General features: G+C 41.6%; 14 protein-coding genes and 1 tRNA gene. 4 read left to right on the top strand and 11 right to left on the bottom strand.

Translation table 11 applies throughout. The annotated features are described in order from the left end of the window. The first annotated feature begins 13 nt into the window (after positions 1 to 13). Positions 14 to 487 carry a Cys-tRNA(Pro) deacylase gene (gene ybaK / locus Q0135_RS10090; protein WP_297990211.1) on the top strand — a complete coding sequence of 158 codons (474 nt, stop codon included), beginning with the start codon at positions 14 to 16 and terminating at the stop codon, positions 485 to 487. A gap of 256 nt (positions 488 to 743) precedes the next feature. On the opposite strand, the gene Q0135_RS10085 is transcribed toward ybaK, so the two are convergent. After that, on the bottom strand, positions 744 to 1307 hold the full coding sequence (locus tag Q0135_RS10085; protein ID WP_297961402.1) for a LemA family protein: 564 nt from the start codon (positions 1305 to 1307) through the stop codon (positions 744 to 746). 70 nt (positions 1308 to 1377) lie between these two features. Here Q0135_RS10085 and Q0135_RS10080 point away from each other — a divergent pair. Continuing rightward, positions 1378 to 1454, top strand: a tRNA-Met gene (locus tag Q0135_RS10080). A gap of 350 nt (positions 1455 to 1804) precedes the next feature. Then, positions 1805 to 2518 carry a rhodanese-like domain-containing protein gene (locus Q0135_RS10075; protein ID WP_297990208.1) on the top strand — a complete coding sequence of 238 codons (714 nt, stop codon included), beginning with the start codon at positions 1805 to 1807 and terminating at the stop codon, positions 2516 to 2518. A 75-nt stretch (positions 2519 to 2593) separates the two neighbouring features. On the opposite strand, the gene Q0135_RS10070 is transcribed toward Q0135_RS10075, so the two are convergent. From Q0135_RS10070 to Q0135_RS10040, 7 genes are read right to left on the bottom strand one after another with little or no spacing between them, the layout of a single operon-like run. Beyond that, the gene (locus tag Q0135_RS10070) at positions 2594 to 3256 is read right to left on the bottom strand and encodes a M48 family metallopeptidase (RefSeq protein WP_297990206.1); all 663 of its coding nucleotides are present in this window, start codon (positions 3254 to 3256) and stop codon (positions 2594 to 2596) included. Further along, positions 3246 to 6323 (bottom strand): type I restriction endonuclease subunit R, encoded by a 3078-nt coding sequence (locus Q0135_RS10065; protein WP_297990205.1) that lies wholly within the window; start codon positions 6321 to 6323, stop codon positions 3246 to 3248. The genes Q0135_RS10070 and Q0135_RS10065 overlap by 11 nt, the downstream gene beginning before the upstream one ends. A gap of 3 nt (positions 6324 to 6326) precedes the next feature. Further along, positions 6327 to 7352 (bottom strand): DUF4917 family protein, encoded by a 1026-nt coding sequence (locus tag Q0135_RS10060; protein ID WP_297990258.1) that lies wholly within the window; start codon positions 7350 to 7352, stop codon positions 6327 to 6329. 12 nt (positions 7353 to 7364) lie between these two features. After that, positions 7365 to 8489, bottom strand: a complete 1125-nt coding sequence (locus tag Q0135_RS10055) for a restriction endonuclease subunit S (RefSeq protein ID WP_297990204.1) — start codon at positions 8487 to 8489, stop codon at positions 7365 to 7367. Continuing rightward, complete coding sequence (locus Q0135_RS10050; protein ID WP_297990202.1) at positions 8486 to 9469, bottom strand: virulence RhuM family protein; 984 nt, start codon at positions 9467 to 9469, stop codon at positions 8486 to 8488. The genes Q0135_RS10055 and Q0135_RS10050 overlap by 4 nt, the downstream gene beginning before the upstream one ends. Continuing rightward, on the bottom strand, positions 9466 to 10956 hold the full coding sequence (locus Q0135_RS10045; protein WP_297990200.1) for a type I restriction-modification system subunit M: 1491 nt from the start codon (positions 10954 to 10956) through the stop codon (positions 9466 to 9468). Before Q0135_RS10045 ends, Q0135_RS10050 begins: the two co-directional genes overlap by 4 nt. Before the next feature lies 1 nt (position 10957). Further along, positions 10958 to 11542: a restriction endonuclease subunit S gene (locus tag Q0135_RS10040; RefSeq protein ID WP_297990198.1), complete on the bottom strand. Its 585-nt coding sequence runs from the start codon at positions 11540 to 11542 to the stop codon at positions 10958 to 10960. A gap of 276 nt (positions 11543 to 11818) precedes the next feature. Here Q0135_RS10040 and Q0135_RS10035 point away from each other — a divergent pair, with 276 nt between their 5' ends. After that, positions 11819 to 12964 (top strand): iron-containing alcohol dehydrogenase, encoded by a 1146-nt coding sequence (locus tag Q0135_RS10035; RefSeq protein WP_297990196.1) that lies wholly within the window; start codon positions 11819 to 11821, stop codon positions 12962 to 12964. Between the two features lie 462 nt (positions 12965 to 13426). Here the strand turns inward: Q0135_RS10035 and Q0135_RS10030 are convergent, their stop codons facing one another. The 3 genes from Q0135_RS10030 to purM are packed head-to-tail and all read right to left on the bottom strand — an operon-like array spanning position 13427 to position 14813. Continuing rightward, positions 13427 to 13567 carry a hypothetical protein gene (locus Q0135_RS10030; RefSeq protein ID WP_297961318.1) on the bottom strand — a complete coding sequence of 47 codons (141 nt, stop codon included), beginning with the start codon at positions 13565 to 13567 and terminating at the stop codon, positions 13427 to 13429. Between the two features lie 13 nt (positions 13568 to 13580). Continuing rightward, a complete protein-coding gene (locus Q0135_RS10025; protein WP_297990194.1) occupies positions 13581 to 13784 on the bottom strand; it encodes an Imm10 family immunity protein in 204 nt (67 codons plus the stop codon). Between the two features lie 45 nt (positions 13785 to 13829). Beyond that, positions 13830 to 14813, bottom strand: coding sequence for a phosphoribosylformylglycinamidine cyclo-ligase (gene purM, locus Q0135_RS10020; RefSeq protein WP_297990192.1), 984 nt, complete (start codon positions 14811 to 14813; stop codon positions 13830 to 13832). Positions 14814 to 14863: the final 50 nt, after the last annotated feature.

Raw genomic sequence — 14863 nt, 5'->3', positions numbered from 1 at the left:
GAAAAGAGGCGAAATGAGCTCAAAAACAAACGCCGCACGCGTACTGGACGGTCTGAAAATCCCTTATGAGATTAAAGAATACGCGGTTGATCCTTTAAATTTAGATGCGGTACACGTGGCAAACAGCGTGAGCGAGCCGATCGAGCGGGTCTATAAAACGATAGTTTGCACGGCGGATCACGAATATGTCGTAGCCTGCCTGCAAGGCGATCTAAATCTCGATCTCAAGGCGCTCGCGCACATTTGCGGCGCGAAGCGTTGCGAGCTGATGGATTTGAAGGATTTACAAAAGGTCACGGGCTACATCAGGGGCGGCTGCTCGCCGCTTGGGATGAAAAAACACTTCCGCACCTTCATCGATGAAAAAGCGCTAACGCAGGAGAAAATTTACGTTAGCGCAGGCGTGCGCGGAAAACAAATCGCTCTTGCGCCGAAGGACCTTGCAGTCGCAACCGAAGCGCAAATTTGCAAAATTACTCACGACTAACGCAGCATTACTTTTGCTGCCGCTTGCGTAAGTAGCAGCGGCGGCAAGCTGGCTAAAATTTGCACTGCGAGATTTAGACTTTTAAAATTTCGCAGCGTGCCGTTTATTAAAACGAGCTCCTGCGCGACAAGTCTTTTTTAAGAACGCGCTCTTTGCGCGTGATCCGTTTTATTCACTATAAATTTAGACTCACGGCGTTTGGAGTCGTTTGCGATGAAATTTTAAAATTCCATCGCAAATTTTATACGTCTCGCGCCTATTTTTTGAAAAGCTCAGAGACGTTCGGAGCTTGCTTTTCTTGCTCGCTAGCGGCGAAAAATTCCGCTTTGGCGAAGTTAAAAACGTTAGCGATGATATTGGTCGGAAACATCTCGCAGGCGTTATTATAAACCGTAACGGCGCCGTTATAAGCGCGGCGTGCGGCGCTGATCTGCTCCTCGCACTCGCCTAACGCGTTTTGTAGCTTAGCAAACGATTCGTTAGCCTTGAGGTTCGGATACGCCTCTACCGCAATGCGGATCTGCCCCAAAAGAGCCGAAATTTCGCTATTTAGCTTAAATTTATCCGCGTTAGAAGCCGCGTTGATCGCTTGCGAGCGAAGTTCGCTAACGCGCGTTAGCACGGCGTTTTCGTGGCTCATATATTCGCGCGTGGCGCTAACTAAATTTGGGATGAGGTCGTAGCGCTTTTTAAGCTGCGTGTCAACGGTAGAGGCGATATTTCGCACCTGGTTACGCTTGGCGATGAACGAGTTATAAACGCCCACTAACGCCAAAACTAACAAAACTATGACGACTAATAAAATCAAAGCCGCATTCATTTTCTCTCCTTTTAAAGTGTTTCAATTAAAAATAAGAATATTTAGCTATACTTGCCATTTCTTTTCACGTGTCAAGGTAGCTCAGCTGGTTAGAGCGCTGGTCTCATAAGCCGGAGGTCGAGAGTTCAAGTCTCTCTCTTGACACCATCTTTAATCCCTTTAAGAGCCGCAACGGCGCCCCAAAAAGTTCGAGATTATATCTTACTTATACTTGAAAAATAATGAAAATTAGCAAAAGCATAAAATTTACCTTCGGGCAAATGTGAGTTTTTTTGAATTTGTTGCTCCGTCTCTAAAAGATAAATTTACGCAAAGTATCTTTACCTACGAGCCTTTAAGATATTTTGGCAAAAGTTTTTTATTCGAGTCTCTTTCGCGTTTTCACATCGGTAATCCGTATCAGCATAACCTATCACATTCCGCGCAGATTCACACTATTTAGCTAAATTTTTTGATATAATCCCCCCGCTTTAAAAGCTAAAATTTAAAGGAAACATATGAAATTTATTTCTCACAAAATTTTAAAAAGCGCGGTTTTGCTGGCAGCATTGGGATCTTTTGCGACTTGCGGCGCCGAGACGCAGCAGCCTAGCGGCCACGCCATAAGCGGCGTAGCGCTATCGGCGATAGAGGAGGACAATAGGGCTAAAGAAAATTATCTAGTCATCGACGTTAGAAGCGCGGAGGAATATGCTGCAGGTCACCTAAAGCACGCGATCAACATCCCGCTCGGAGAGCTTGAAAGCAGGCTGGACGAGATAAGCGCCTACAAGGATAGAAATGTCGTGCTTTATTGCAACACCGGCAACCGCAGCGGCAAGGCGCTTGATCTGCTTAAACAAAAGGGCTTTAGTATGCTTATGAATGCGCCAGGCGTGAAGCAGTATAACTATGAGCTGTATAAGGTCGGCAGCATAAACGCGGAGGGATTTTTGAAAATAGCAAATGAGCCGAATGTGCTGATCATCGATGCTAGGCAGAAGCAGGACTACGACGCGGGGCATATGAAGGGCGCGATAAATATCCCATACGGCGAGCCTTTGGAAAACTACAAGGACGTGCTTGAGGCCAACAAAGACAAAAGGATAATCACGCACTGCTACAGCGGCAACCGCAGCGCCAAGCTAGCCAAAGCCCTAAACGAGCGAGGCTACAACGTTACAAATCTACTCGACGGCACGAAAGAGTATAATTACGAGTTGGTGAAGTAAATTAGAATTTAGGCTTTTAAAGTAAAATTTCAAAAGCCTAAATCCATAACATTATTTTTTCGCAATATTTATATATCAGAGGGAGCGCTCTAAAATTTTCTTACGCTTTTCCCAGTCACTCATATAAAGAAACAAATAATCGTAAAATTGTTTGGAGTGACTTGGGTGCACCAAATGAACAAGTTCATGAAAAACTACATATTCGATGCACGCTTTTGGTTTTTTGATGAGCTCTATGTTTAAATTTATATATGACTTATAGGGATTGCAGCTTCCCCATCTTGTTTTCATCTGCCTTATTTTTACGCTTTTGATATCTTGCTTTACTATCTTGTTAAACTCTTGCAAGATGTTAAAAAAATATAGCATCGCCTTTTCATGATACCACTCATAAATCAAATTTTCTTTTCGCTTTAGGTCGCTTTTATCTTTTACAAATAGCTCCAGATAACCTCTTTGTAGCTTTACGCGCTCCTCCTTAGACTGCACCACTTTTAACCGGTAGCTTCGCCCAAGATACCTAAAATCCTCACCGCTTACATACTCTTTTTGCGGCGTCTTAAACGAAGCAAAAAACGCCCGTTTTTGCGATATCCACTTGGCTCTTTTTTGCATGATAAATTTTATATGCTCATCGCTTGCTGAATTTGGCGCGGTTAGTATCGCTTCGCCGTTTGGTCTAACTTTTAAAGTGATATTTTTTACATCTTTTTTGATGATTTTTACGTCACTTTGCATAAAAGCTTATCCCTATACCACGGATAGTTTGATAAATTTTCTCTTTATCGTCGATAGAAACACCGTATTCATCCTCTACGTCCCAAAGAGCATCCTCCATCGCGCTTGTTATCTCATTTTCTACGTCTTTATTTTTGTGCCATTCTGGTTTTTTTGAGGCCTCTTCGTAAATTTCATAAAATTTCACGCTCAAATTTTTAGCAACCGACTCTATACCCTCAAGCTCCACATTGCCTAAAATATCAAGCAAGTTATCATAAATGGCAAACAAAATTTTCTTGCCGTTAAACTCTTTTGGATATCTATCTTCGTTTGGTTTTAAAGCTCCTGTTATCAGATCCTTTAACTGTTTTGCTTTGGCAAGTTTTTCTTCTTCGCTAAGTCTTTTAGCCTTATACTCGTCGATGACATCTTGTATCTGTTTGGCTATTGATTTATAAAACGCCGGATTTGACTCCATTTTTTCTTTTACCACCGCACTTACGGCACTGATTATCGTATCGGCTTTTGCATTTTTGCCTTCGATTCTTTGCACCTCATCATCAAATTCCGTCTCAAAGATATTTACGAGCTTCGTAAGCTCATTGACCTCTTTTGCGCTCACATAAGTATCAAGTAGCTTTTGCATCTGCGCTTCGTATTTACCAAAATCGCAAGCCTCGTGATATCTTAGTTGCACCGTCTTTCTTAGTTCGTTATAAAATTTAACCTTTTGCTTATAAGCTTTTATCTCCTCTTCGCTTAAGATATCGCAAATTTTCTCACTCGAAAGCGCTAGTTTAAAAGCTCTAGCAAACTGCGACAGCCACTCTTTAAAGTCGTCTCTTTTTTGCACGTCCTCTAAAACCGCCACATAGCTTTCTAAGTCGTCTTTAAATTTGACATCGCTAAAAAGCCCGTCTAAATGAGTATAGTAGGTCTTTGCCTTTATTATCTCGCTTCTTACGTCTATCACGGCTCCACTTAGATCCTCCGGGTCAAAACCACTTAGCGACGCATAGCTAGTAAGCGCTTCATCAAGCTCGCCTAAAAGCCCTCTATAATCAATAATATAGCCATAATCTTTTCCGTCATAAAGCCTATTTACCCTAGCTATGGCCTGAAGCAGATTATGCTCTTTTAGCTGTTTATCTATATAAAGCGTGCTTGCTCTTGGCGCGTCAAATCCCGTTAAAAGCTTATCCACGACGATAAGCAGATCTATCTCGTCGCCGTAAACGAATTCGTTCTTGACATATTTTAGATATACCTCCTCGCTACCGTACTCTTTTATCGTCTCTTGCCACGCCTTTGCGACATACTCTCTATGCCCACCCTTAAGCTCCTCGTGCTCGTTGCTTGAGATCACGTAAGCAGTTCTTATCTCTCCGTACTCTTCAAATATCTGATGATATTTTATGGCGTCGTATTTTCTTTGCGTAGCTAACATCGCTTTAAAGCCGCCTTTTGCCATCTTTAAACTCTTTTTAAAATGCTCGTTGATATCTAACGCTATGAGCTCTAGCCTTTGTTCGCTCGACGCCACACGCTCAAACCTCGCCCACTTTTGTTGCAGGTCTCTTTTAGCCTCATCGCTTAGCTCTCTTGATATGAGATCAAATTTCCTACTTAGCCCATCAGCATCAAGCACCTTTTGACCGACGTATCGCCCCTCGTAAAGTAGCGGCAAAACGGCACCATCTTTGACCGCATCGTCTATCGTATATCTATGTATCTCTCCGCCAAATTTAGCAAAACTATTTTTCTCGCGCTTTAAAAGCGGCGTTCCGGTAAATCCTATATAGCAAGCAAGAGGCAACGCCTTTTTCATAGCCTTATGCAGATCGCCGCCTTGCGTGCGGTGGCTCTCATCCACTAGCACAAATATATCGCTATCTCTTATCACTACCTTTTGACTTTGCACTTTTTCAAATTTATGCACGAGCGTAGTTATCACGCTAACCCCGCCTTGTAGCTTTTCTATCAGATCGCTTCCGCTACTTGCTCTCCCCGCCTTTATATCCGTGTTTTTAAAAGTTTCGTGTATCTGTTCATCTAGATCTATCCTGTCGGTTACGACGACAACCTTTGAGTTTGGATAAATTTGCTTTAAAAGCTTTGCTAGCATTACCATAGTGAGCGACTTGCCGCTTCCTTGCGTGTGCCAGATGAGTCCGCCCACTCTTGCGCCCTCTTTTTTCGCTGATACCCTCTTTAGCGTCTCTTCGATAGCGAAAAACTGCTGATAGCGGCAAACTTTCTTCATCCTTTTATCAAACAATATATAGTGCCTAATTAGCCTTAGTAGCCTATCTTTAGACAACAGCGAAAAGAGCGTAGTATCAAGAGCACATATCTTTCTATCTTTTATCGCGTCCTTTAGGCTCTCATTTGCTCCGTTTTGCTCTTTCCACACGCTATAAAATTTAAACGGCGTGCCAGTTGTGCCATATCTTGCCCCACTTCCATTTGCCGCGATAGTTAGCTGGATGTATTTAAAAAGGTGCGCTATCTCATCTTTGCCCTGCTCTTTTTCTAGCTGCTTTATGCCGTTTTCAAGGCTCACGCTTGATTTTTTAAGCTCGATCACGACTATTGGTATGCCGTTTATAAAAAGTACGAGATCAGGCCTTCTGTTTTTTGCGCTATCGCTTTGATTTGCCCTGCTTACTTCAAATTCTTCCGTTACGTAAAAGTCGTTGTTTTGTAAATTTTCAAAGTCTATAAATTTAAAAGAGAAGCTCCTTTTTGTGCCGTCTTCTAAATTTTCTTCTAAACTGGTGCCGAGCAATAGCAAATTCGTGATCCTTTCATTTGCGATCATTAGCCCTTCGTTTAAAGACACTCCCGCTAGCTCATCGACCGCCTTTAAAACGTTACTTTGGCTAAATTCATATCTCTTGCCCTTATACTCGTAGCCATTTATCCCACTAAGCTTTTTGGTTAAAATTTCTCTAAACAAAACCTCGCTTGTTTTACCGCCGCGAAGCTTTAAATTTTCCTCCCTACTTATAAATTTATAGCCCAAGCTTTGAAGTAAATTTATGCTGTTTTGCTGGATTTTGTTTTCTGAAGTATCGGGGGTCATATTTCATCTCCAAACTTTTGCTGTCTTATAGTTATAGAATTTTACTTCTTTTTTATCTTTTAAATGAGTGCATTTATCTATAAAATCATCAAAATTATTAATTGCACTTTCATTTGAAATTCCAATATAGATATTTTTTACTTTGCTTCTTATTATTGCCTCCCTAATATGTTCGTCTCCATTTTTTAACATTGTTCCAAAAATTACAAGACTTCCACTAATTTTTGATAAGCTTTTATAACAATGGTTTAAATAGGCATTGTGTATGATTTTTGCTTTCTTTTGTTCACTAGTTCCTTCTGAAACAAAAATAGGATATATATTTTTATCTAAATTTTCTAGTGTTTGCTCTTTAAGTGGTTTGTCGGTTCTGCAATACGTATTTTTTATAATCTCATTTTGTTTATCAAATATATGCAGCCCACCATGTAAAAAGAAAATATTTTGCTTCACACTACTATCATTTGCGTAAATGACATAGTCGTCTCCATTATTACCAGAGCTGCAAAAGCCATCACTTACCACGAGACTAGAGTCTTTTATTTTTTCATTGTCTACAAGCGCTTTTAATTTCATGCAAGTCCAATATAACAATAAATCATAATTTAGAGTATATATAGATTTAAAATCCTTTATAAAATTTATACTATTTTCAAATTCAGCGTCGGTTATATTTGTAATCTTTTCTTGGTGGTTATTTGTTATGATTTCAACCAAATGATTTTTTAGAGAACCTGAATCATTTAATATTTTTTGCTCATCTTCCTCCCCTACAATACCATAATGCTTTAACACCCTAACAGAAGTTTCTAGTAATTTAATGACCTCCTCAAAATCTTTAGTATTAAATTCTTCAAACACTTTATACATAGAGTCCGTTTCTTTTATAAGCTTCTTGTCTACGGCACTTTGTAACAAACTAGTAAAAGAAAATCTTTTGATGTCATATGCCATGCTAAATCCATTACCCAAAAGCAAATGCCTATTTTTATCCTCTAGAATTTGCTTCTTTACATCATTAAAATCCAACAAATCTACTGCTCATATTCTTACCCTTATCTTTCCGCTTAGTAGTTTTTGCATCAAGCCTTGTTTTTGTTTTTTTAAATTTTCTAGCTTTAAATTTAGTAAATTTATCTCGTCATCGCAAGCCGCCAAAACCTCTGCGATTTTTTGTTGCTCGTTTAAATTTGGGAGTTTTATTGAGATTGTTTTCATATCTTTAAAATTCAAACTTTTCCTAACGCTTCCAGCTAAATATTTATATAAATTACCAATAAAATTATGGCTTTGAAACCAAAATTTTAAAAAACGATTATCTGAATTTTTCAGGCACTCAAAAACAACATACATAGGACTCAGAATTCCGATTTCATAGCTTTCCAGTAAAGCAATAGAACCGACATTTATTCTCGAAGGGTTGTAGGCAAAATTTCCCTTTTTAACGATTTTATAATTTGTCATATTGTCACTAGCAACGCTTTTATCAAAATACTCAACTTGAGTTACAAATCCAAATTTATTTGTTACACTTAAAACCAAATCAATATTTTTAGTATTTCGATCACTTTTTTCTTTTAAACATTTTCCAAGTTTTGTTTCTTTCCACTCGTCTTTGAACTCAGGAAAGCGGATTTTGGCTGTAAGTAAAATTTGCATAAGAGCTTTTTTAAACCGCTTTTTGTTTTCTATCAAATTTATAGTTAAATTTATAGCCTCATCCCAAGTAGATAAAATTTCCGCTATCTTTTCTTGCTCGTCTAATGGCGGAAGCGGGATTGTTTGTGCATGTATATCATTTCTGTTTAATGTTGGAACGCCGGAACCAGCACTAAATCTTGCTAAATTAAGGGTGATATACATATAGTAGATAAATTTGGGGTTATTGTCGTAAAAATTTGTAACCCACAGCGAAGTATTATGTGGCCAATAATCCTCCTCAACATATACTACTTTTCCAATAGTCCCAGATCTCCCAGTTATAACGCCTGGGGCTTTAGCTTTAAATTCATTATGAAATCTCAATATGCCGTTAGAATATACTACTGGATATAAACCTTCTTTAATATTATCGGTTGGCAAATCATATCCTCTTTGTAATGGCGCAACCTTTTCAAGCTTCACAACCCTCCACCCACTCGGTAAATTTTTAAATTCGCTTTTCATTTTCTACTCTCTAGTTTTTTAACAAATTTATCAAAGTCAGAAATATCGCATTTGTCTTGCATTTTTTTAAATTTTTCAAACTCCTCTAATGCATGTTTTTCGGCACTCTCTCTACTTATTGAGCCGTTATTATCTAATATCTCTTTTTCATTGAGGTTTAAAAAATCATCCAGCTTTTTTATCCACTCTTTTTGCGTCATGGTTTTTTTATTTTTCGCTTGAAATTCGGCGAAATTTAGATACATCTCTACTATTCTGTTGTAGCTATCTAGCTCGTCTGCGCTAAGATAATTTTTAGCTACCAATATATCAGACTTTCTTATTTTGCCAAGCGGAGCATTTTTAAAGCTAAATAATCCCATATTCGGTTTAGTTGCGTCGGCTCTTTTAAATATTATCTCGCACGCTGTAAATCCGGTCATGGCATAGTGAAATTTATCTTGAACTTTTGCGTAAAACTGCTTTGTGATCTGTGAATTTGGATCATAATCTATACTGCATTTTGCGTAAATGTTTGTTACTTTTTGATAAAACCTGCGCTCACTAGCTCTGATATCTCTAATGCGCTCAAGTAGCTCATCAAAATAATCATTAAGCGGTTGGTCTGGGCTTTTTAGTCGCTCATCATCCATAGCAAAGCCCTTGATTAGATATTCGTTTAAAATTCCAGTAGCCCAGATCCTAAAACGAACCGCTTGCTCGCTGTTTCTAAGACGATATCCTATAGATATGATCATTTTTAGATTGTAATATTTTACTTGATATCTTTTGCCATCAGCTCCAGTTGTTTCCAAAATGGAAACAACTTCTTTTTCGTCAAGCTCTTTTTCAAACAAAATATTTTTTATGTGTTTGCTTATGGCGGATTTTCCTACGCCAAAAATTTCAGATATTTGAGCGGCTGAGAGCCAAATGCTTTCGTTTGATACTTTGACTTTTATGTCTAAATTGTCGGTTTTGTATATAACTATATCGCTCATAACCCAAGCTCCGCAAGATACTCGCTCATCTTGTTTTGAACGCTTTTTAGCTCGGCTTCAAGGCGTGAAATCTCTTTTTTAGTCGCCTCAATATCCACAGCCTCTTCTTCTTCAAAAGTATCGACGTAGCGAGGGATATTTAGGTTGTAGTCGTTATCTTTTATCTCGCTAAGGCTTGCTAGGTGAGAGTATTTTTCTATCTCGCTTCTATTTTTATAGGTGGAGATTATTTTGTCGATATTTTGAGCGGTTAGGGAGTTTTGGTTTTTGCCCTTTTCAAATTCTTTGCTAGCGTCGATAAATAGCACGTCTTCGTTTGTGCGGTTTTTCTTAAAAACTAGTATGCAAGCAGGTATACTCGTGCCGTAAAATAGATTTGCCGGTAGGCCGATAACGGCGTCAAGCAAATTTTCCTCGATCAGCTTTTGGCGTATCTTGCCCTCGCTAGATCTGCGAAATAGCACGCCGTGCGGAAGCACGACGCCCATTTTGCCGTTTTTATTTAGGCTTTTTATCATATGCACGACAAATGCGTAGTCGCCCTTGCTCTTTGGCGGCAAGGCATAGCCGCTAAATCTCATAAAAGGATCGCTCCCAGCAAAATCAGCGCCCCATTTATCTAGACTAAATGGAGGGTTTGCTACAACTACGTCAAATGTTTTGATAAGGTTATCTTGCAGGTGGAGCGGGTTTCTGATCGTGTCGCCCCACTCGATAACGGCGTCGTTTATCTCGTGCAAGAACATATTCATCTTACAAAGTGCGTGAGTTTGGCCGTTTTTCTCCTGTCCGTAAAGACGGAAATTTTTGCTACCGACCTCTTTTGAAGCCTTGATAAGAAGCGAGCCGGAACCGCAAGTAGGATCGTAAATCATGTCGCCCTCTTTTGGCTCGACCAATTTCGCAAGAAGCGTCGAAACCTCGCTAGGCGTGTAAAACTCTCCGCCTTTTTTGCCCGCATCGCTTGCAAAATGAGCTATGAGATACTCGTATGCGTCGCCGATTATGTCGTTACCCTCAAGCATAGACGGACGAAGGTCTAGCCTGCTATCGCTAAAATCCTCTAGCAAATTTTGCAAGATGGCGTTTCTCTCTTTCGTGTCGCCAAGCTTGTTTTTGTTGTTAAAGTCTATGCTCCTAAAGATGCCTTCAAGCTTGTCTTTGTTGTCCTCTTCGATCTTTTCTAGCGTTTTATTCATTATCTCGCCTAAATTTACCGCCTCTTTGTGCGCCAAAAGATACTCAAATGTGCAACTCTCATCAAGCTTAAATTTCTCTTTCTTTAGCTTCGCTTCGATCCTTTTACGCTTGTCGCCATACTCGGCTCTTAGCTGCCCCAGCTTTTCTTTGTAAAAATCAGATAGATACTTGACGAAAAGCATCGTTAAAACATAGTCTTTATAGTCGCTTCCGTCCATCGTGCCGCGAAACGTGTCGCAAGCCTTCCAAACGACGTTATTTATGGTCTCTTGCGTGGTCTTTTGCATCTTAATTCTCCTCTTTTATTAAATTTTCAAATATGCTTTTGTGGTATTTTTGCTTTTGAGCTGCTAAATTTTGTAAAATTTCGCTCTCTTGGCGGACCAAATTTAGGTATTTTACTATCTTGTTTTGAGTTTGCAAGTTTACAAGCGGTATTTTTAAATTATTTATACTAGCAACGCTTATCATCGCTATGGCGGTGCCTGAAATGTCTGGCGCAAGGGCTCTTTTAACAACGCTGCTATTTAGATAATGCGCCACAAAATGCGGATCAAATTTACCGCTTTTAACCCTTATGCGAACCATTAAAGATGAGTAAATAAGATCGTCATAGCCCTTGTCTATATAAACGGCGAAATTCGGCTCTCTAAGCCGCAGCAAGATATCGCCATGACTTACTTTATACTCCTCGTTTATTTGCTCGCTAGATATAAATTCGTCCGCAAAAGCGTCGTCGTAAATGGCATCTTCTGCAAACGACTTTAGCGAGACGATTTTATACGAGTGCTCGGACGGACTATGCGCCTCAGCCTTTTTTCTACTTAACACTAAGCCTGTTTTTATCTCGGCTATATCGTTTAATTTTACCATCACAAAGTCCTTTTATGTATTACTTGTAAATAATACTAAGAGAAATATATCAAGTAAGTTAGAAAATGTCAAGAGCTTTTTATATTATTTGTAAATAGTACATATTTTATGCGAAACATGAGCTAGTATAAGTTTAGCGGCGACGCTTACTAAGTCCTTCAAATTTACTCGGGCTATATTTACATTTGCACGATTAGGCAAGGAATTTGGACTATCGTGCTACCACAAAATTTTAAAAAAGGCTATAATTTAGCAACTTTATTTAAAGGAGAAAAGATGAGAGATTTTAGTTTTTGCAACCCCGTGAGGATAGAATTCGGCAAGGATAAAGAAAAACATATCGGGCAGTATATGAAGGAAGCGGGCGCGAAAAAAACTCTCGTACTATACGGCAGCGAGCGCGTACGAAAGAGCGGTCTGATGGGCGTCGTGGAGGGTAGCTTAAAGGCAAATGGTATAGAATTTACCCAGCTTGGCGGCATAAAATCAAATCCGGTGTTAAGCAAAGTAAATGAAGCGATCAAGCTTGCTAAAGAATTTGGCGCCGATAGCGTGTTTGCTGTGGGCGGCGGAAGCGTGCTGGACTCGGCGAAAGCCGTAGCCGCGGGCGCCTGCTACGAGGGCGACGTGTGGGATTTTTTCACCGGCAAAAATCCTAGCGCCGCGCTTAAAATTTTTGATATCATCACCCTCGCCGCGACGGGCTCGGAGATGAACTGCGGCGGCGTGGTGACCAAGGAGCAGACCAAACAAAAATACGCGATCAGCGCGCCGTGTCTATACCCGAAGGTCTCGGTCATAAACCCGCAGCTGCAAGCAACCGTCAGCCGCGAGTATCTCGTATATAGCGCGAGCGATATCATCGCGCACAGCATCGAGGGGTATTTTACCGCTAGCGTCCATCCGGACATCGTACGAGCCTATATCGAAGCCAATATCAAAACCGTCATCCGCACGACTGAAATCCTACTCGCAGATCCGAGCGATTACGACGCGCGCGCCGAGTTTGCGTGGGCCGCGACGATGGCGCTAAACGGACTAACTTACGTGGGCGTGGGCGGCTTCGGCTATCCGAATCATATGATCGAGCATGCGATGAGCGCGGTCGTGGACTGCGCGCACGGAGCCGGTCTTAGCGTGGTAATGCCTGCGTGGATGAGGTGGTATAAGGATAGGAATTTAAGCGCATTTGAGCGTTTTGCTCGTGAAATTTTCGGCCTTAAAAGCGCGAATGAAGGAACCCTGGCGCTTAAGGCGTGGTTTGATAAGATCGGCACGCCGACTAGCCTGGCACAGCTCGGTATCGAAGGCAAGATCCTGGACGAGGTTATAGACGTAGCCGCGACAAACGCCAAAGCTTGGAATATGGCGGAGCTCTACAGCCGCGAAAATATCGCTAAAATTTTAGATTTTGCAAAATAAGCCGCGAGCGCATAGATAAAATTTAAACAGAAAGGGCGAGCGATCGCCCTTTTCCGAAAAAGCAGGCGGCAGTGTGGGTGCGCTAGCGATTAGCCTTTCTAAAAAATAATCGGCTGCGCGGATAGCGAGATGATCGCCTTGTATCCCTTAAGTCCGCGAGGCTCGCTGTAAGAGGGCAGAGGCGATAAACGGCGCATCTAAATTAAAGCTTAGACGACTACGGATCGAGCGTGAAATTTAGCTATGTTTGTTAGGGTAAATTTTGCCACATAATACTTGCACCGAATTTGATGCGCAAATCTCGCAATAATTTTACTCCGGCGCGAAGTTTCATCGCGTTTAATGGCTTTGCTTAAACGCTCTTATCCTGCGCTATCTAAAAATTCGTTCGTTAAATTTTTAATCTCGGTTTTATATTTGTGATTGCGAAATTTGCTTTTGCGTGCCGCTGCGTATTTAAATTTATCCCTCGATGCTAAGCAGATCGCCGAAAATTTCTTTACAATACTGAATGAAGCGTTTGGGAATTTTGATGCCGCGAATATCCACGGCGATGACGCTATCTTGGACTTCAAAAACGATAAGCTCGCCAGTGATTTTCACAGCCTTGCAGCCGTTATAGCACACGTCGCCTACACTTGGCATATGAGCCGTTATGCGGTGCGTCTGCGTCCTCGTACCGTCCGAGCTTGATCGGTCTTTGGAAAAGCAGATAGTTTTTATAGTCGTACTTATCGTCCGCAAGGCCTATCATATAATAATTATCGGCGCTGTTTTTAGAAGCGGTCACGATACCTGCTTTAAAATTTAGTCTAAACATAAACTCTGCTTTGACAAAAAGCGGCAAATTTTACCGCTTCAAAATTTACACGAGCTGCACGCCCCTGCCTTTTACGACCTCGCCGATAACGTAGCCATCGGTGTTTGACAGCACAAAGTCCGCGTTTTCTTTCGGAGCAATGACGATCATGCCAACGCCCATGTTAAACGTCCTCATCATCTCGGCAGGCTCCACTTTTTGCGCGATGATTTTAAAGATCTCAGGCGTGCGGATTGCTGTATGCTCGATCTTCGCACCCAGCCCCCGTGGAAATACGCGCGGTAGGTTTTCCACTATGCCGCCGCCCGTGATATGCGCGAGCGCGTTGATCTTGTCTTTTAAATTTAAAAAGTCGGCGACGTAAATCCTGGTCGGCTCCAAAAGCACGTCGATGAGCGCGCGGCCGTCCACTTTGTCGTCAAATTTTAGCCCCAGCTCGGCGATCACTTTTCGCGCGAGCGAAAAGCCGTTTGAGTGCAGGCCGCTGCTAGGAAGCGCGATGAGCACGTCGCCCTCACGTACGAACTTGCTGCGGTCGATCTCGTCCTCTTCGGCGATACCCACGGCAAAGCCTGCAAGGTCGAAATCGCCCTTTTCATACATTGAGGGCATCTCCGCCGTTTCGCCGCCGATTAGCGCGCAGCGGGCGAGTTTGCAGCCCTCGGCGATACTTTTTACGACCTCTTTGGCATCGCTGATCTCGAGCTTTGCCGTCGCGTAATAGTCAAGGAAAAATAGCGGCTCGGCGAAGTTACAGATGAGGTCGTTCACGCACATCGCGACGAGATCTTGGCCGACGCCGTCAAATTTACGCGCGTCGATCGCGAGTCGCAGCTTTGTGCCCACGCCGTCGGTGGCGCCTAGGATCGCGGGCTTTTTGTAGCCTGCGGGTAGCCTCACCGCGCCGCTAAACGAGCCGATACCGCCCAAAACGTGCGGAGTTTGCGTAGCTTTGACGAACGGTTTTATCGCGTTTACGAACTCATTTCCCGCGTCTATATCGACGCCAGCGTCTTTGTAGCTTATCAAATTTTATCCTCCAAGATGGTATAATTTCGCAGATTTTAGCTAAAATCGAA

Origin of the sequence: uncultured Campylobacter sp. (assembly GCF_937981295.1) — a bacterium.
Classification (GTDB): domain Bacteria; phylum Campylobacterota; class Campylobacteria; order Campylobacterales; family Campylobacteraceae; genus Campylobacter_B.
Note: the sequence above shows the minus strand (reverse complement) of the source record. Positions and strands in the feature narration are given on the sequence as shown.